Origin of the sequence: Aeoliella sp., assembly GCF_965227375.1 — a bacterium.
GTDB lineage: Bacteria > Planctomycetota > Planctomycetia > Pirellulales > Lacipirellulaceae > Aeoliella.
The window spans coordinates 3,020,700-3,037,750 of the sequence record NZ_CBDDFX010000001.1; the positions used below are offsets into that span (position 1 = coordinate 3,020,700).

16 protein-coding genes are annotated in these 17,051 nt (G+C 60.7%); 10 read left to right on the forward strand and 6 right to left on the reverse strand.

What is annotated here, in order from left to right:
* The first annotated feature begins 26 nt into the window (after positions 1 to 26).
* Complete coding sequence (locus tag ACQK2L_RS12280) at positions 27 to 1,946, forward strand: hypothetical protein (RefSeq protein WP_425397264.1); 1,920 nt, start codon at positions 27 to 29, stop codon at positions 1,944 to 1,946.
* Between the two features lie 58 nt (positions 1,947 to 2,004).
* A complete protein-coding gene (locus tag ACQK2L_RS12285) occupies positions 2,005 to 2,799 on the forward strand; it encodes an alpha/beta fold hydrolase (RefSeq protein WP_425397265.1) in 795 nt (264 codons plus the stop codon).
* 126 nt (positions 2,800 to 2,925) lie between these two features.
* Here the strand turns inward: ACQK2L_RS12285 and ACQK2L_RS12290 are convergent, their stop codons facing one another.
* Positions 2,926 to 3,489, reverse strand: a complete 564-nt coding sequence (locus ACQK2L_RS12290; RefSeq protein ID WP_425397266.1) for a DUF2617 family protein — start codon at positions 3,487 to 3,489, stop codon at positions 2,926 to 2,928.
* Between the two features lie 248 nt (positions 3,490 to 3,737).
* Here ACQK2L_RS12290 and ACQK2L_RS12295 point away from each other — a divergent pair, with 248 nt between their 5' ends.
* Positions 3,738 to 4,409: an endonuclease III domain-containing protein gene (locus ACQK2L_RS12295; protein ID WP_425397267.1), complete on the forward strand. Its 672-nt coding sequence runs from the start codon at positions 3,738 to 3,740 to the stop codon at positions 4,407 to 4,409.
* Between the two features lie 33 nt (positions 4,410 to 4,442).
* Entirely contained in the window at positions 4,443 to 5,780 is a 1,338-nt protein-coding gene (locus ACQK2L_RS12300) for a replication-associated recombination protein A (protein WP_425397268.1), read from the forward strand.
* Positions 5,781 to 5,935: 155 nt separating this feature from the next.
* On the opposite strand, the gene ACQK2L_RS12305 is transcribed toward ACQK2L_RS12300, so the two are convergent.
* Positions 5,936 to 6,190 (reverse strand): zinc ribbon domain-containing protein, encoded by a 255-nt coding sequence (locus tag ACQK2L_RS12305; protein ID WP_425397269.1) that lies wholly within the window; start codon positions 6,188 to 6,190, stop codon positions 5,936 to 5,938.
* A 162-nt stretch (positions 6,191 to 6,352) separates the two neighbouring features.
* Here ACQK2L_RS12305 and ACQK2L_RS12310 point away from each other — a divergent pair, with 162 nt between their 5' ends.
* From ACQK2L_RS12310 to pepF, 6 genes are all read left to right on the forward strand, one after another.
* The gene (locus tag ACQK2L_RS12310; protein WP_425397270.1) at positions 6,353 to 7,606 is read left to right on the forward strand and encodes a LysM peptidoglycan-binding domain-containing protein; all 1,254 of its coding nucleotides are present in this window, start codon (positions 6,353 to 6,355) and stop codon (positions 7,604 to 7,606) included.
* A 102-nt stretch (positions 7,607 to 7,708) separates the two neighbouring features.
* Positions 7,709 to 8,260: an orotate phosphoribosyltransferase gene (gene pyrE / locus ACQK2L_RS12315; protein WP_425397271.1), complete on the forward strand. Its 552-nt coding sequence runs from the start codon at positions 7,709 to 7,711 to the stop codon at positions 8,258 to 8,260.
* Between the two features lie 67 nt (positions 8,261 to 8,327).
* Complete coding sequence (locus tag ACQK2L_RS12320; protein ID WP_425397272.1) at positions 8,328 to 9,011, forward strand: hypothetical protein; 684 nt, start codon at positions 8,328 to 8,330, stop codon at positions 9,009 to 9,011.
* Between the two features lie 106 nt (positions 9,012 to 9,117).
* Positions 9,118 to 10,149 carry a beta-ketoacyl-ACP synthase III gene (locus tag ACQK2L_RS12325; RefSeq protein WP_425397273.1) on the forward strand — a complete coding sequence of 344 codons (1,032 nt, stop codon included), beginning with the start codon at positions 9,118 to 9,120 and terminating at the stop codon, positions 10,147 to 10,149.
* Positions 10,150 to 10,391: 242 nt separating this feature from the next.
* Entirely contained in the window at positions 10,392 to 11,306 is a 915-nt protein-coding gene (locus ACQK2L_RS12330) for a reverse transcriptase family protein (RefSeq protein ID WP_425397274.1), read from the forward strand.
* 101 nt (positions 11,307 to 11,407) lie between these two features.
* Positions 11,408 to 13,210: an oligoendopeptidase F gene (gene pepF / locus ACQK2L_RS12335; protein ID WP_425397275.1), complete on the forward strand. Its 1,803-nt coding sequence runs from the start codon at positions 11,408 to 11,410 to the stop codon at positions 13,208 to 13,210.
* 55 nt (positions 13,211 to 13,265) lie between these two features.
* On the opposite strand, the gene ACQK2L_RS12340 is transcribed toward pepF, so the two are convergent.
* The 4 genes from ACQK2L_RS12340 to ACQK2L_RS12355 all read right to left on the reverse strand — a co-directional run bounded on the left by ACQK2L_RS12340 (position 13,266) and on the right by ACQK2L_RS12355 (position 17,032).
* On the reverse strand, positions 13,266 to 13,583 hold the full coding sequence (locus ACQK2L_RS12340) for a hypothetical protein (protein WP_425397276.1): 318 nt from the start codon (positions 13,581 to 13,583) through the stop codon (positions 13,266 to 13,268).
* 153 nt (positions 13,584 to 13,736) lie between these two features.
* Positions 13,737 to 14,891 (reverse strand): DUF1559 domain-containing protein, encoded by a 1,155-nt coding sequence (locus ACQK2L_RS12345; RefSeq protein ID WP_425397277.1) that lies wholly within the window; start codon positions 14,889 to 14,891, stop codon positions 13,737 to 13,739.
* A 240-nt stretch (positions 14,892 to 15,131) separates the two neighbouring features.
* On the reverse strand, positions 15,132 to 15,929 hold the full coding sequence (locus ACQK2L_RS12350) for a CorA family divalent cation transporter (RefSeq protein WP_425397278.1): 798 nt from the start codon (positions 15,927 to 15,929) through the stop codon (positions 15,132 to 15,134).
* A gap of 71 nt (positions 15,930 to 16,000) precedes the next feature.
* Positions 16,001 to 17,032 (reverse strand): hypothetical protein, encoded by a 1,032-nt coding sequence (locus ACQK2L_RS12355; protein WP_425397279.1) that lies wholly within the window; start codon positions 17,030 to 17,032, stop codon positions 16,001 to 16,003.
* Between the last annotated feature and the right edge of the window lie 19 nt (positions 17,033 to 17,051).

Here is a 17,051-nt window from a genome sequence, read left to right on the forward strand (position 1 = left end):
TCCTTGAAGAGTCAGGTGAATTAGCGATGGCGATTAACCAACGCAACTTGGTTCGAATGCTCGCGGTCTTCTCCGTGTGGACCACCGCGATGGTTGCTGCAACGGCCGATACCGGCGGCGACGGCGACATCCGAGTGCCGTCGATCCGCACGGCTAGCAACCAGCAGCCAGAGCAATTTCAAGAGAGTCGCCAGGTAGCCAAGCTGATCGACCAGTTGGGCAGCCGACACTTTGTCGCCCGCCGCGATGCCGAGCGACAGTTGCTGGAGATCGGCATGAAGGCGTTCGATCAGATCGACGCCGCGACGCATCACCCCGACCCCGAGATCTCGGCCAGCGCCCGCTACCTGATTAGCGAGTTGACAGTTCGTTGGACTCGCCGGGACGATCCGCCGCAGGTGAAGTCGAGGTTGGATCAGTACGCCCACAAGGAAGACATGGAGCGATTGGCAGTGGTGTACAAGCTGGGAGCCCGCACCGAAGCCTGGGCGATTGCTCCTTTGTGTCGCATCTGCCGCTACGATTCCTCGCCAACCGTTTCGAGGCAAGCGGCCATCGAGCTGTTGCGCGCCGACAAGTACGAGACAGGGTACGATCCGAACATCGCGGCCCAACTGCGCGAGCAGATTGGCACCAGTGTGCGACCCGCCGCTGAGTGGATCCGTTTGCTCGCCACGCAACTGGAGGACCCACACCGGGCGGCCGAGCTTTGGCCGGCGGCCATCGATCTGGCGGCGTCCGAAACCGACGACTCGTTGGATGAAGAACTGCTGGCCGCGCAAGTGTCGGACCTGCTCCGCAATCTGGCCCGCGTTCAATTGCAGATCGAAGACCGTGCGGGGTTTGTCGAAGTGATCGACAGGATCATGGCCACGACCGACCGCGCTGCCATCGTCGAGCTGCAACGTTTGTTCGAATGGGACAAGGTTGCCGCCGACGCCAAGCTGGTCGATCAGTTGCTGGATCGTTATCAGGAGTCGCTCTCGGAGTCCAAGTCGGGTCTCTATCTGATGGCCCGAATGCGAGCTCAACAGGACCAAGAGGACTTGGCCGATCAACTCGCCGAGCAGGCGTTCGCCAAGGCGTCGGTCATGGGCGCAGGCGCCGAGGGACGGCTGGTCATCGGAACCGACTTGATGGACGAAGGCTTCACCGAGTGGGGCCGTCGCGAACTTTACGCGGCCATCGAAGAGACGCCCACCGCCAGCAACGTGCACGGCGAGGCCGCCGAGGTGTTGAGCCTGTCGCTGCACGACGAGCAACTCGACAAAGAAGCCGCCGACGTATTGGCCAAGTTAACCAGCGCGCTAAAGAGCGATACCGACCTGCAGAAGGACTACAACCGGAGGATCCGAACCAGCGGTCGCGGACCACGCCTGCCACTGAGGCCGCTGCCTAAACTGGAGTCTTGGCAGTACTACTACCAGGCGTGCCACCTGAAAGCCGCCGGCGACACGGAAGGCCAATGGAAGGCGCTCGAACGGGCGCTGAGTCTGGACGAAAGCAACGCCGACATTCTGATAGCCCAGTACCATGCGACGGAGGACAACCAGCAACGTCGCCAGCAGGTGATGGACAGGATTCAACAACGGTGCCGCACACTGGAGCAGGAAATCAGCGACCTGCCAAGTTCGAGCCAAGCCTACAACGAGTGGGCCTGGCTGGTGAGCAACACCGAAGGCGACTACGACAAAGCGGTGCGGTACTCGCACAAGTCGATCGATGTGTTCCACAAGCTCATTGCGGAAGAGCCGCAATTCTCCAAGGAAGATTCCGCCGGCTATCTCGACACGCTGGGGCGTTGCTACTTTTCGGCGGGCGATATCGAGTCGGCCATCAAGTACCAATCGTTGGCAGTTGAGTACGAGCCTCACATGCTGGTGCTTCGCCGGCAACTCGATGAGTTCAGAGCGGCCAAGGCGGGTGGTACCACCAATGGCGGGTAGGCGCCTACGCAAACGGATGCTGCTGAATCGATTCTCTGCGTAACGCCACGACCCGACCATGAACGCCCAACTGCACACGATCGACCAAGGCGAAGGGCCGCCGGTGCTGCTGGTTCACGGCTTTCCGATGGACCACACAATGTGGCGGTTCCAGATTGAATCGCTAGCGGCCAGCCACCGTGTGATCGCGCCGGACCTGCGTGGTTTCGGTCAGTCGCCCATCGAGTCGATTTCGTCGAAGATCGGCGTCGCTATGGCCGACTACGCGGACGATCTCGCCCGACTGCTCGACAAGCTGGCGGTCGAAGAGCCGGTGACGCTGGTTGGGTTTTCGATGGGTGGATACATCAGTTGGCAGTTCTACAAGCGACATCGCCAGCGGCTGCGGGCGATGATCCAATGCGACACCAAGGCGGCCGCCGACACCCCCCAGGCGCGGGAAACGCGGTTCAAGATGGCCGAACATGTCGAAGGCTGGGGCGCCGCGCATGTGGCCACGCTGATGGTGCCTAAGCTACTTGCCCCCAGCACGCTGCAGGGCAACACCAAACTGGTGGAAGAGATCGGGGGGATGATATCGCGCACCGATCCCGTGGCGATTGCCGCCGCGCAGCGGGGCATGGCGCATCGCGAAGACAGCACGCCGCTGCTCGAATCGCTGGACCTGCCGGTGCTGTACGTCGTTGGCCAGGACGATCAGATTAGCACCACCAGCGAGATGCAAACGATGGCCGACGCCACACCTGACGGCCGGCTCGTCACCATTCCCAACGCCGGGCATTTAAGTCCCATCGAGAATCCCACCGCCGTAACGGCTGCGATGGAGGAGTTCCTGGCTTCGCTTTCCTCGTAGAACGGAATTCATTTCGTTCGCCAGACGTAGCCGGATTCGCAAGAATTCGGACCGACTGTCTAGGGTCTCCGAATTCTTGCGAATCCGGCTACTACGAGAGACGCGATCAACGCAGTGAATTCCGCTCTACGATTCGCTTGGTAGCGAGAAGAGCGATTGGCTGGTGAGAATCACCCCGTCTTCGGGGAAGGTGTGCAAGGCTTGGATGCGGAGCGATCGGGCGCGCGACTCGAAGTGGATGTAGCTGAACGCCCCCAAACCCACTCGACCACCTGACTCGAACTGATACAGCACGCTGTGCTTCTCGCCGGCCAAGGCGAGTTCCTGCTGATAGCCGCGAATCGTCGCGTTGTCGGCCGTTTCGATGGCAAGCTGGGTCTCGTACACCAACCCGCCGGCGCACTCGATGCGATCCTCGTGCTCGCCCCGTACGCGGTGCGACATCAAGCGTCGTTTGATGGGCAGGTCGTGCAGCGCCGAGGTGGCCACTTCGGTGAGCAACAGCCCCTCGGGCTGCTGCCAACAAATGGCGTGGCCGGTGCTGGTGATCTTGATCGTTGCGTTATAAGTGCTGCGCTCGATCTTCCGCTCACGCTTTACTTCGAACAACTCAGGGTGCAGACTCCGCCCATAGAACTGGAACACCAAGTCGGCGATTTTAGGGCGGGCGGAAAGCACGGTACGAATCAAATGGTTCTAAGTTGCGAAACGAAACGATATAGTAGTGCTTCGTCGTTGGACAAAACACTCACCAAGCTCGGTGCTGTCACTGATGCTACCGAGCCGTGAGTGGAAGCAACCGCTTAAGCAACGATCGCTTCTGCTCACCTACTGAATTATACCTTCCGAGTCGATTGGCTACAAAGGTCGATTCAAACCGCGCGAAAAAACAACTAATTCGCACTTGACTATTTGCCAACTGCTACTCCGGCAACCCGATGCCTCGACGCCCTCCGCCGCTGTTGGACCTGTACGAAGAGATGTTCTCCGCGTTTGGTCCGCAACAGTGGTGGCCAGGTGAGACTCCGCTGGAAGTGGTGATTGGTGCCGTGCTGGTGCAGAACACTGCGTGGCGCAACGTGGAACGCGCGATTGAAAACCTTAAGCAGCACGACCTGATTGACGTTGAGCGTTTGTACGCCGTGAAGCCCTCGCGACTCGAGCGGCTTATTCAGCCGGCTGGATACTTTCGCGTCAAAGCGCGTCGACTACGCAACGTGCTCGAGTTCCTGGTCGACGAGCACGACGCGTCGCTCGATCGACTGTTCGAATTGCCATTGGAAGAAGCCCGCACTCAGTTGCTGGCGGTCAACGGAGTGGGGCCGGAGACGGCCGATTCCATCCTGCTGTATGCGGGCGAGATGCCGAAGTTCGTCGTCGACGCCTATACGCGACGTGTCCTGCTGCGTCACGGCTGGCTCGCCCCGCCGGCCAAGTACGAAACGATGCAAAAGTTCTTCGAAGCCCGTTTGCCAGAGGACGTACCGCTCTACAATGAATACCACGCTTTGATCGTGCGCGTCGGCAACCAGTACTGCCGGGCGAAGCCCAATTGCGAAGAGTGCCCCTTGCGAAGCCGCTTGCCCCGTGGCGGACCGATCGAGTTGTAAGCAACGAACTCAATACCAACACCCAACGCCAGCATGTCTGACCTGTTTGCCAAAGCCGAAGAGGGAAACTTGAAGCGCGTGGCGCCGCTCGCCGCGCGGATGCGCCCGAGGATGCTCCAGGAGTTCGCCGGTCAGCAGCACCTGGTGGGCGAAGGGCAGTTGTTGTGGCGGCTCTTGAAAGCGCAGAAGCTGGGATCGGTGATCTTCTACGGCCCGCCGGGCACGGGGAAGACCACGCTGGCGAGACTGCTGGCGCAGCATCTGTCGTACAACTATCGGCAGCTTAGCGCGGTCACTAGCGGCGTAAAGGACCTGCGCGAAGTGCTCGAAGCGGCCCGCGACAACGTGGCCACCGGTGGTAAACCGACGCTGTTGTTCCTGGACGAGATTCACCGCTTTAACCGCGCCCAGCAAGACGCCTTGCTGCCCGACGTGGAAGACGGAGTAGTAATCCTGGTGGGAGCGACCACCTCGAACCCGTTCTTCGCGGTCAACAGCGCGCTGGTGAGTCGCAGTCGGGTGTTCGAGTTCCAGCCGCTCACGCCGGACGACATTCGTCGCTTGCTCGAGCAGGCGATTGCCGATCCGCAGCGTGGGCTTGGCAGGTATCAGATAGAAGCAACCGACGAGGCGCTCGATTTTCTGGCCAACATCTGCGACGGCGACGCCCGCCAGGCGCTCTCGACGCTGGAGATCGCCGTGCTCTCGAGCGACCCCGAAGCGGGGCCGGTGAAACTGACCAAGGAGCTAATGGTCTCGGCAGTCCAACGTCGGGCGGTGAATTACGACACCACGGGCGACGAGCATTACGACTGCGCGAGCGCTCTGATCAAGAGCATTCGCGGCAGCGACCCAGATGCAGCGCTCTACTGGCTGGCGCGGATGCTTGAAGGGGGCGAGGACGTCCGCTTCATCTGCCGGCGGCTGGTGATCCTCGCCAGCGAGGACATCGGCAACGCCGATCCTCATGCCCTGCCGCTGGCCGTAGCGGCGATGCAGGCAACCGAGTTCGTCGGCCTGCCGGAATGCCAGCTGACGCTGTCGCAAGCGGTGACCTACCTAGCCTGCGCACCGAAGTCGAACGCTGCTACCACGGCCATCTCGGCCGCGCGAAGCGACATCCGCGAAGGACGCACCGTGCAGGTTCCGCGCCACCTGCGCGACGCCCACTACAGCGGCGCGAAACGCCTGGGCAACGGCGAAGGTTACGAGTACAGCCACAACTCCGAGGACGGCGTCGCCGCGCAAGACTACCTGGGCGTCGACCGAGAGTACTATCAGCCCACCGAGCGTGGTTTCGAGCAGGAACTCCAGACGCGACTGCAGCGGATTCGAGAAAAGCTGCGGAGTGCGAAGCCGGAGGGAGAGTAGGATCCGTTCGGCTCTTTGTTTTGCCCACCTAGCCGACGAGCTACGCCTCGTCGAGCTTCGTTCTCGGTTCGACCCCTGCCATCAACGCTAGCATCGCTTCTGGACTGGTGTAGCGGCGATTCGGTGGTTTGCCTACGATCCCGCGCCTGTACTTATTACATCAGCGCGAGTGTGACGACCAACGCCACGATGCCGAAGATGCCCAGCACGACCCACCACCATGGTTTGCCACGCCACACGTTGTTGTCGAAGGTCACGTACTCGCCGCAGCTTGGACACTGCTCGGAGTCTTCGGCAATGAGTGCACCGCAAGCAGGGCAGGGGACTTCCTCCCACTCGTCGGAGTCGTCCCAGTCCGCTTCGTCGGGATACTCGTCCAGCGAGTCGTCCTCGTAGTCATCGTCGTACATCGTGTTACCTGTTACTCGAAATTGCCTGACCCGTCGCACCACACGTGGTGTGCATCCTAAGCGAAACCATAAACGCCTGCCCAGACGACTGGGAGATTATTCAACTCAACTTGTTTGGCCGCCGCAACGTCTGGCAGCCAATGGTCATGGAGGACCTAAACGATGAGTGCCATTCGTCCGCTCGCCACCATCGCCATGCTGATGGTACTGGGAATCTTCTTGTGGACTCGTATCAACTCGCCCGACCTCAAGGAAGAGACCGAGGACGCACTGGCGTCGGCCAATGTGCCGGCGTTGGAGACCGACCTGGGTCCTACCTCCGATACGATGCAAAGTGCGCCGCCGGCGTTCTGCCCTGAAGGGGACGGCGAGTGCGAAGAAGAACTGCCGGAATTCGCTTTCGGACCAGCACCGTCGGCCGACGCGGGCAGCGACATCACGCCGCTCGCCAAAGACGAGATGGCCGCGATGCCAGAATTGCCGCCGCTGCCGGCGGACGTGCCGCAGGCCGACTACGGCGACTCGACCGCAGCAGCGCCTGAGGCTGGCAGCATGACGCCGCCGGTTCCATCGATGGGTGCCTCGCTGCCGGAATCGGCCATCGTCGACCAGAGCACACCAGAGGCAACCACGTCCGATCCGGCCGAAGCGCTGGCGGGGATGAGCGACACCGCTCCTTTGGACCCCGCAGGCATGGGCCTGCCGGCCGACTCGACCACAGCGATGGACCCGACCGTGTCGAACGAATTCGCCACGGCCTCGGAGTTTGCCGCCGAACGTGCCAAGATTGATGCGGCGCTAGCGCAAGGTGAGCTGGAAAAAGTACATCGCGAGCTCTCGAAGTGGTATGGCGATCCAAGCTTATCGCCGAAGGAGCGAGATGAGATCGAAGCCCTGCTCGGGCAACTGGCGGGTACGGTCGTCTACAGCACCGAACATCGCCTCGAAGCACCTCACGTGGTGCAGCCCGGCGAGACGCTAGAGACGATTGCGCAGCAGTACAACGTGCCTTGGCAACTGTTGGCCAAGATCAACAGCGTGCCCCAGCCCTCGGCAGTGACGCCAGGACAGGAGTTGAAAGTGATTCGCGGGCCGTTCTCGGCATTAGTAGTTCCTGGCAACCGGATGGCCCTGATGGTGGCCGACCGCTACGCCGGAGAATTTAGTGTGAAGGTGGAGGGCGTCGCGGACCAAGAGGGCGAGTGGGTGGTCACCCAGAAGCAAATGCCCGTGAACGACTCGAAGCACCTGGTGCTGGAGCCCGTGGGCGGTACGCCCGGCGGACCGCAGGTGGTGCTTGGTCCGGTGTCGGACATCGCCCCGCCCAGCGCTGGGGCTATTCGCGTGGGGCCGACCGACCAGGAAGACCTATTCGACATCCTATCGATTGGCTCGCGGGTGCTAATTCGCAAGTAAGTGGCTCCGTGATTGCCACGGCGTTCGCCGACACTTGCCAGTTGTCGCTGCTTGGAGGAAGTTAACGGGATGATTTCCGTTCTACGACCCCGGAGCCGCAAGATGTACGACCGCGAGAAACTGAAGGACCTGATTCGCCAGCACGCCTTGAAGTTTGGCGAATTCACGTTGGCTAGCGGTAAAAAGGCCAGCTACTACCTCGACTGCCGACAGATCACCTTGCGAGCCGAGGCGCTACCGGCGATCGCGGCTGGGATGCTGGAGCTAATCGAGCAGGACCCGCCCGAATTGGTGGGTGGCATGGTAATCGGCGCCGACCCAATCACGGCGGCCATCGTTACCATGGCTGGACTGCAGGACAAGCCGCTCCGCGGAATCATGGTTCGCAAAGAACCCAAAGGGCATGGAACCAAGAAGTTTGTCGAAGGACCGTACAACGAAGGCGAGCGGGTGGTGATTGTCGAAGACGTCGTCACTACCGGCGGGTCGAGCCTCCAAGCGATCGAGCACTGCGAAGCGGTCGGACTGAAAGTCGAGCGAGTGTTGGCCATCGTCGACCGGATGGAAGGTGGCAAGGAGGCATTCGCGGCGAAGGGCTACAAGCTGGAGACGCTGTTTACTGTTGAAGACTTCGGCATCAAAGTCGACAAATGACCCATGGCCGCTGATCGCTGGCAAGTTCATCGGTCGTTGAGCATTGGAAACTGGTCATTCCCAGAGTATGGAAACTTCTCTACACCAAGAACTGAAATCCCTATACGCAGGGGACTCTGGCGAGACGGAGGTCCGGCTGGGGGACTATCGTATCGATGCGGTGGTGAAGGGAGAACTCGTCGAAATCCAACACGGCGGTCTGGGCGCCATCCGCGACAAGATTCGCAACCTGCTCGAAAGCCACAAGGTGCGCGTCGTGAAGCCTATCGTGGCTCGCAAACTGCTGGTGAAGCGCGAGTCGCAAGGTGGCAAAATTGTCTCGCGGCGAAAGAGCCCCAAGCGGGGGACGCTGCTCGACATCTTCGACGACCTGGTGCACTTCACCCGAGTCTTTCCGCATCGCCGGTTGACGCTCGAAGTGCTGATGGTCGACATCGAGGAGTTTCGCTACCCAGGGCATGGTCGCCGTCGGCGGTGGCGGCAGAACGATCATCAGCGGGAAGACCAGCACCTGGTCGAGGTGCACGAAAAGCACGTCTTCCGCACCGTCCGCGACCTGTGGCAATTGGCGCCCACCGGTTTGCCGCGACCCTTCCACACGGGGCACCTGGCCGAAGGCCTGGGGGTCGAGCGGTGGATCGCCCAGCGGATGGCCTATTGCTTTCGCGAAATGCAGGCAGTTCGGCAAGTGGGCAAGCAGGGCAACGCCCTGCTGTACGAGCCGGTGGTTCGCCGCCGCCGTTCGGCTTAGCAGGAGGCTTCCAGCAGTTACCGGGGTTGCCCAGTTTGACTCCAGGTCGTAGGCTGCGGAGATACTCTCGAAACGACATCCTTTGCCATAGCGAAAGGGAAGACCGTTGGGCGAAACCAAGGAACCGGGCGTCGGGCTACGCCGGCCGCCACTGAGGCATCTGACCGGCGTGCAGATCATCGGCACCGGTAGCTACGTGCCCGACAACGTGGTGACCAACGACGACCTCGCCTCGCTGGGCTGCGATAGCGACTGGATTGTGCAGCGCACCGGAATCCGCGAGCGCCGCCATGCTCCGCCCGGCATGAGCACCAGCGACCTGGCGACCCGCGCGGCCGAGAGAGCCATCGAGGCCGCTGGCATCGACCGCAGCGAGATCGACATGTGCCTGCTGGGCACGTTCTCGCCCGACCAGCCGATTCCACAGACCGCTACCACCGTACAGGACAACCTGGGACTGAACTGCCCCGCCACCGACCTGTCGGCCGCCTGCGCGGGCTTCGCCTACTCTCTGGTGTTCGCCGCGCAGTTTGTCGCCACCGGTTGCAGCAAGTACGCACTGGTGATCGGCGCCGACACGAACAGCCGCATCCTCGATCCCACCGACGTGAAGACCTACCCGCTATTCGGCGACGGCGCCGGCGCGGTCATTCTCATGCGCGGCTCCGACGAACAAGGCATGCTCGCCTACACGCTGGGGGCCGACGGCAAGGGGTCGCAACTCTTGGTGCGTGAGATGGGCGGAGCCAAGGAACCTTTCACCCAAGACACACCTCCTGGTGCGTCTCCCTGGTTGGTGAAGATGGAGGGTCGGCCAATCTTCAAATGGGCTGTGCGGCTGTTGGAAGACAGCTTCGAGCAAGTGCTCGATGGTGGAGGAGTGGCCAAGGAAGACATCAAGCTGTGGCTCCTGCATCAAGCCAACCAACGCATCATCGACGCGGCCGTGAGCACCTGCGGCATCGACCCGGCGCGCGTGCCGGTGCACTTGGACCGCTACGGCAACACCTCCGGCGGCAGCATCCCCTTGGCCCTCGACGAATGCTTCCGCGCCGGCAACATCTCACCGGGCGACCTCTTGATGTTCTGCGGCTTCGGCGCGGGATTGTCTTGGGGCACGATTCTTTGGCGGTGGTAGGCCCGCCCCACGTTTCTAACTTGCAACCGACTTGTTTCCAGACCGCTCTGGTAGTAGGCTGCAGGCAATGTCTTGGTGGTGCGCTAGCACGGGGCGATGTTTCGTCGCCCGCGGCCTATAGCTAGGCCGTGAGAATCGGGACAACTATCGCGGCGCAGGCTTGGATAGTTGTCATGCAAGGCATCAGGGCGGAGCGAGGGCTCCGCCCTAACTTTTTGCATGCGGAGCGTGAAAGAACTTCCATGCTGGACTGGCTTCTAAAGATCATCGGCCTGAACCGTGGTGCCGACATTGCCGAGCTTGCTCGACGATTGAAGCTGCCCGAAGCGTCGCTGCGAGAACTCAAGCCTGAGTATCGAGAATTTACGGTGCCGAAGCGATCGGGCGGCAAGCGGCAGATCACCGCCCCGTCCGCAGAGCTGAAATTGATGCAGCGCCGGATTCTTCGACGCGTGCTGGCCAAGTTAAACGCTCATCCATCCGCCACTGGCTTCGAGTCTGGCGAGTCGTTCGCGACGAATGCCGCGCGTCATTGCGGCAAACGCATCGTCATCCACTTTGATGTCAAGAATTTCTTCCCATCAATTCGCAGCCAGCGAGTGTACAGCTACTTTCGCTACGTGGGTTGGAATCGAGCTGCCTCGCGATTGTTATCCAAACTGGTAACGTGGCAAGACAGCTTGCCACAAGGGGCGCCAACCAGCCCGCGCTTGAGCAATCTCGTCAACTATCGACTCGATGTGAGGTTGGCGGATTTGGCTCGGCGGTACGACGCTACGTACACTCGGTATGCCGACGACATTTCCATGTCATTGGATGACGAATCGTTCGATCTGCGCGCTCTGATCGGTACCGTGTTCACCATCTTGCGCAGCGAAGGATTCCAACCGCATCGAGGAAAGAAATTCAGTGTCCGGCGGCAGCATCACCAACAGCGAGTCACCGGGCTGGTTGTCAACGAGCGAGTCAATCTGCCACGCAAGACGCGACGCTGGCTCCGGGCAGTGGAACATCGCGCGGCGACGAGCCAACTTCCAATCACGTCGCCCGACTGGCGGCCCGCCAAGAAGTGCACGCTCACTCCCGAGCAACTTTCCGGTTGGCGAGGCATCGTGGTGATGGTCAATCGCGTCAACGAAAGCGAAAGTACTTCGTAGGTGGCCGCGACGTCGGACCGCGCAGCCTAGTCGCCGCCGAGTAGCCCTGGTATCCTGCGCACTCACTCACTCCTGCCCCCGTATCCCAACCCTCCCCGCACATGGCCACCAAAAAGCTTCCTCTCCGCAGTAAAGTCAAAACCGCCGATACCTGGGACCTCTCGAGCTTGTTCGCTTCGGACGAGGAGTGGGAAACCGCGTTTACCAAGTGGCAGAAGAAGATCAAGAAGTACGATTCGTTCCGCGGTACCTTGGGCGATGGGCCTGCGCAGCTCGCCAAGCTGTTGAAGTTCGACAGCAAGTTCGACCAGGAGGGCGAGCGGCTGGGCACGTACGCATTTCTGAAGACGGCCGAGGACACCGCCAATAGCGACTATCAGCGGATGGTCGGCCGCTACATGAACGCCGCCAGCAATGCAGGGCAGGCGGCCAGTTATATTCGGCCGGAGATTCTATCGCTCTCGGCCGCGAAACTCAAAAAGTACCTCGCGGCCAAGGAATTGGCGCACTACAAGTTGAGCCTCGAGCGACTGGTGCGCTACAAGCCGCACACGCTCACCGATAATGAAGAGAAGCTGCTGGCCATGCAGACCGAGATGGCTCAAGCTGCTGGGCAGGCGTTTCGCCAGCTGACCGACGCCGACATGAAGTTCGGCGAATTGAAGAACGAGAAGGGCGACACGATCGAGTTGGGGCACTCATCGTTCTCGGCGTTCTTGAATTCTCCCAAACGCGACGTTCGCAAGAAAGCGTTCCAGCAGTTCTACGCCGAGTTCGCCGACCACGAAAACACGCTGGCCGCTACGCTCTCTGGATCCATCCAGCGAGATGTCTACAACGCCCGAGTACGAAACTTTGAGAGTGCGCGGGAGGCTTCGCTCTTCTCGGACGACGTTCCTGTGTCCGTGTACGACAACTTGATCGACGCGGTGCACGGCAAGCTGCCGGCCGTTTACAAGTACCTGGACGTTCGTCGGCGGAAGATGAAGCTCAAAGACATTCATCACTACGACACCTACGTGCCAGTGCTCAGCGAGCTGAATGTCACGCACACCTGGAAGCAGGCGGTAAAGAAGGTGGTGGAGTCGCTCGAACCGCTGGGCGACGAGTACTGCCGCGTGTTGGCCGATGGCTTGTCCGATGCCCGCTGGTGCGACCGCTATCCCAACAAGGGTAAGCGAAGCGGTGCGTTCAGTTCCGGCAGCTTCGATGGCGCGCCGTACATCCTGATGAATTACCAGCCCGACGTGCTGAACCACGTGTTCACGCTCACGCACGAGGCGGGGCACTCGATGCACAGCTACTACTCGTCGAAACACCAGCCGTACGAGTACTACAACTACACGATCTTTGTCGCCGAGGTGGCCAGCACCTTCAACGAAGAGCTGCTCGGCAAGTATCTGTTGGACCGTGCCAAGAGCGACAAGGAGCGGGCGTATCTGGTGAACCGCGCCATCGACGACATCCGCGGCACGATCATCCGCCAAACGATGTTCGCTGAGTTCGAGAAGATCACCCACGCCCTGGCAGAAGCAGGCGAGCCGCTGACGCTGGAGTGCCTGAAGCAGGAGTATCACAAGTTACTGGAGTTGTACTTCGGTCCCGACTTTGCGCTCGATCCGGAGTTGGACTTGGAGTGCTTGCGGATTCCGCACTTCTACTCGGCGTTCTACGTCTACAAGTACGCCACCGGCATGTCGGCCGCCATCGCGCTGTCGAAACGCGTGCTGGAAGGGGGCCAGCAGGAGCTGACCGACTACCTGAATTTCCTCAAAGGCGGTTGCTCGAAGTATCCCCTGGATCTACTACGCGACGCCGGTGTCGATATGGAGAAGCCCGAACCGGTGCAAACCGCGCTCGAGCACTTCGAGTCGCTGGTCGACCAGTTGGACGAACTGCTGTAGCAGTCCACGGCGCGGCGGGAGAGATCACGCCAGGCGCTAGTGGTCGCGTGCGGGGCTACTTCGGTTCGATTTCGTAGACCAGGTCGTGCTTGTTGCCATCGACATCGATGGTGTAGGGCGAAAGGTCTGCGGCAGAGTACTCTGGTTTGATGAGTGACTCGCCACCCATCGGATTCTTGAGCACGGAGAACACCACGACGTACTGTCCCTTGATCACGCCATCTCCGGGCTTTCGCGTGTACATTTCGAAGCTGCCATCGTCGCGGATGTATCCGGAGGCGGCTTTGCGAATTTCGGCCGTCGTGTCCGCTGCTGGCTCAAAGCGAATGACTTTTGCCGCTGCTACGATCGGCGAACCGTCTTTGTACTTCACGGTGCCGGAGACTTGTGCCGTTGGGCGACTGTTGCACCCGAAGGCCACCAGCAACACAGCAGCGCTTATCGTCGCTAAGCCACATCGATAGAGATTAAACAACTTCGGGCACCTTAAAGCCAAACGGATGTGACTTAGTTTGTGGGGATATGGTTATGGTCTTCCGATAATGACTTGGGTTTGGCCGCCGTCCCTCGCTGCGATCAGATGATCCCACGCTGTGCAGCAAGTTCCAAACAGGCCGCTTGTCTCGATATCATCGGTTTGAAACTGGACGCTACCGTCGCACATGGCGAGAAACACTCCACCGGCATGCTGGCTTCGTGTGGTCGCCTGATCGAAACTCCCTCCTGCTCCCCCATAGCAGGGCATACCGACATCCATCAGGTACGGTTGCAGTTCGGAGCAATTGAAACCTCCAAACCTTCCCGCTGACGCTCCACCGATGTCATCGGCGTTCTCGAAAACGGCATTCGGACCATTGTCGTCGCCGCCGGATCCATAGAACGCGATCAGGTTTCCGCCGGCATGACCAAACGCCCAGGTGCCACGTGGATCTTCGGGCTGTATACCGGCTCGGACCTCTCCAAGCATGATGGTGTTGGTCGTTCCGTCGGTGATCTGTGAGATCCTGGTCGTCGCATTGACGCCCATCACGCCGCGATAAAGGTGGGGGGTGTTGGACGGGTCGCCGGCACCTGACCAAGCGGAGGACTTCGGTCCCAGAATCTGTTGCCGAGCGGGACCCGCGGGATGCAATGCACCGTTGCCCACATTTGCCGCATAGTTGCCACGTGCCCAGTTGTCTCCATGGCCGATGTATTTCACGCGGTTATTCTCGGCATCGGAGGGGCACAGAAGCACGGGAATTTCAGTGCCACGAGCCTGGCTGTTCACAGCATTGCTGATTGCCACCGGGCCGCTGGAGTCTTTCAGAACTAAGGTGTCGTACAGGGCTTGGTTTTCCAGGTACGGCAAGACCGCGACTAGCCAACTCTCGCCAAAGTCGGTGCGAGATTGGATGTTGGGAACGACGCCATCGTTGATGGTGGGGAACACGGTCCCAGCAGGAAACTCTTTGGTGGTCGATTCATAGTTCAGCACCGCCAGCGCCACGTTCTTCATATTGCTCTGGCACTGCGCCCGGCGTGCTGCTTCGCGAGCGGATTGCACTGCAGGAAGCAGCATCGCGACCAAGATGCCGATTATCGCAATGACTACCAGCAACTCGACCAACGTGAATGCCCTGCGACCTGCAACAGATCGCTGCTTGACAGTCGTCCGCGAAGGGTGGCATAGAATAGACATCGGAACTACTCCCGTATTCCACATTTGGCTAAGTGACCACAAGCTGCAGAAGGGGGAACCAACAGCTGCTCCTACTAAGCTACCTATTCGCACACCCAGAACACACTGCGTATATGCGCCTATCTTTCACCTCTTTGCGCAAAAGGATTTTCCCGTGCAACGCGGTGCCGATTGGCGGCGAAAATGGACAGCCACTGAGGACCGCGATCGGGAGTGCGGCTTGCCACCAGTTGCGAGGTTCTAACGGTTGCGCCGCCGACCCCTGTGTTTCTTCCTCGGCGCCGGCATGGTGACGAACGCCGTGAGCAGGCCGCCCAGCATTAGGCCAAAGAGTAGCACTCCTACCAGGAACATCGGGCCGACCTGGCGCGACATGCCTTCCAGCGGGTTGTGCAGGTTCATTCCGAAGATGCCGGCCAAGGTGGCCAGCGGGAAGAAGAATGCCACCAGCAAGTTTAAGCGGTGGGCCGAAGTGGCCATTTGCTGGCTATGTTCGGCCTGCTCCTCGGCCCGCATGGCGATGCGGTAATCCAGCCCGTGCCGGGTGTCGGCCGCCAGGAGTTCCACTCGCCGGGCTACCGCGTACGCGGCGTCGCGCATCAGGATCAACTCGCGGTCGTCCGGCGCTGCCTCGCGGGCTTTCTGCAGTGTGTTGTGCAAGTTGTTGGCCGCACGGACCAGTGGGTTGAGGTCGCGAAGGATGGCGAAGTACTCTTCGGCCGAGTCGGATCGCTGCTCGCGATCATCCAACAGGTCGATCACGCGTTCGTACTCGGCCAACAGTTCACCGAGTGCGTGGTCGCCGTGTTTCAGGGCCTTGGGCATCCACTTGCCGTCTGGGTCGCGCCAGTAGAATCGACCGACGCGCGTATCATCGTCCGAGTCGGGTGGCTCGTGCAGGACGATAAGAATGTGCCCCTCGGCCTCCATTACCCGCTGGCGACCTGGCGTGTGCCCGAGGCGATCGCGAAAGTTCTGGGGAACCTTCCAACCAGGGGGAAGGAGCGGCCGATTCTGAGGAGTTTGTTTTGGTGTCATTTGCGCGTCTATTCGCCGCCGAAATGGTGATATTGGAGCTTGGTGCTCCCAGCGGCAAAAAACAACTTTGCCTACCGCGAAATCCAGTAGAACGGCGTGCCGGCTTCGTCCACCAACAACTCGCCCCGCAGGCGGGCTTGGAAAAGTAGCTGATCGGCCACGCGTTTCAGGTAGGTTTGCTGGCGGGCGAGCTTCACGTCGATTTCGCTTGGCACGATCTTCCTGGCACGCAGCGTGGCGTGGTCCCAGAACACCGGCACGCCCATCCGCGGTTCGATCGACTCCATGGCTTCGGCCAAGGTGAAACCTTCCACTTGCGCGTTGAGCTTCCCCATCATCTTGGGAGCGATTTTACTCGGCGCGCGGTTGGGCTTCCAGCCGACCGGCCAGGTGTCGCCTTCGATGTCCGCAGCGCGAACGATGCGGTGCATTACTTCTTCGCCGCGCTCCTTGGTGGGAACCAGCACCAGGCCGTCGCGCTTCAGCAGCAACGCCAGGGCGGTGCCGGTGGTCAGCATCTGCACGTCGTCGTCTACAGGCTTGGCCTTGCTCACGGTTTGCCATATCGAGTCGTCCATCTGCAAACGCAAGTCGGTTACCTTATCGGCGTCCTTCAGCACGTCGGCCAGCGAGCGGCCCTTGGTTTCGATGCCAAGCAGCTTGGTAAGGTCTTCGCGGACGACGGTAGTTTGCTTTTCGGTCAGGCCGAACTTGCCGCGCGGGGCGGTCACTCCTTCGGCGCCATCGGAGCCGAGACGGTCGAGGTAATCGCTGAGCTTAGAGCGGCTGCGGGAGTCGAATTTGCCGCCCGGCAATGTCAGTTGGCCGCGCGAGTTGAGCATACCAATCAGCTTGAAGCGGGGGCGCTCGGCAGAGCCAGTCTCGCGCAGTTCCGGCTTGTCGCCCGCGCGGTGCCCGCGCAGCCGCACGTCGTCGGCGCCCGCATCGGTGAGCAACTCAATCCACTGCCGCTGCGCGGTCGCCTGGACACCTTGCTCGGTGACGACCTCAATCGATATCCAAGCGTCACTCGCCTGAGATAGGGAGGCAGCGAGCGCGACGAACAGTGTTAGAAACAACGTTGCTGTAGTGCGGCGGATCATGCGGCAATTATAGCATAGG

What these genes read in the sequence shown, in the direction of transcription:
- ACQK2L_RS12280 (WP_425397264.1), top strand. Translation starts at nt 27, where the DNA reads ATGGCGATTAACCAACGCAACTTGGTTCGAATGCTCGCGGTCTTCTCC.
- ACQK2L_RS12285 (WP_425397265.1), top strand. Translation starts at nt 2,005, where the DNA reads ATGAACGCCCAACTGCACACGATCGACCAAGGCGAAGGGCCGCCGGTG.
- ACQK2L_RS12295 (WP_425397267.1), top strand. Translation starts at nt 3,738, where the DNA reads ATGCCTCGACGCCCTCCGCCGCTGTTGGACCTGTACGAAGAGATGTTC.
- ACQK2L_RS12300 (WP_425397268.1), top strand. Translation starts at nt 4,443, where the DNA reads ATGTCTGACCTGTTTGCCAAAGCCGAAGAGGGAAACTTGAAGCGCGTG.
- ACQK2L_RS12305 (WP_425397269.1), bottom strand. Translation starts at nt 6,190, where the DNA reads ATGTACGACGATGACTACGAGGACGACTCGCTGGACGAGTATCCCGAC.
- ACQK2L_RS12310 (WP_425397270.1), top strand. Translation starts at nt 6,353, where the DNA reads ATGAGTGCCATTCGTCCGCTCGCCACCATCGCCATGCTGATGGTACTG.
- pyrE (WP_425397271.1), top strand. Translation starts at nt 7,709, where the DNA reads ATGTACGACCGCGAGAAACTGAAGGACCTGATTCGCCAGCACGCCTTG.
- ACQK2L_RS12320 (WP_425397272.1), top strand. Translation starts at nt 8,328, where the DNA reads ATGGAAACTTCTCTACACCAAGAACTGAAATCCCTATACGCAGGGGAC.
- ACQK2L_RS12330 (WP_425397274.1), top strand. Translation starts at nt 10,392, where the DNA reads ATGCTGGACTGGCTTCTAAAGATCATCGGCCTGAACCGTGGTGCCGAC.
- pepF (WP_425397275.1), top strand. Translation starts at nt 11,408, where the DNA reads ATGGCCACCAAAAAGCTTCCTCTCCGCAGTAAAGTCAAAACCGCCGAT.
- ACQK2L_RS12345 (WP_425397277.1), bottom strand. Translation starts at nt 14,891, where the DNA reads ATGTCTATTCTATGCCACCCTTCGCGGACGACTGTCAAGCAGCGATCT.
- ACQK2L_RS12350 (WP_425397278.1), bottom strand. Translation starts at nt 15,929, where the DNA reads ATGACACCAAAACAAACTCCTCAGAATCGGCCGCTCCTTCCCCCTGGT.
- ACQK2L_RS12355 (WP_425397279.1), bottom strand. Translation starts at nt 17,032, where the DNA reads ATGATCCGCCGCACTACAGCAACGTTGTTTCTAACACTGTTCGTCGCG.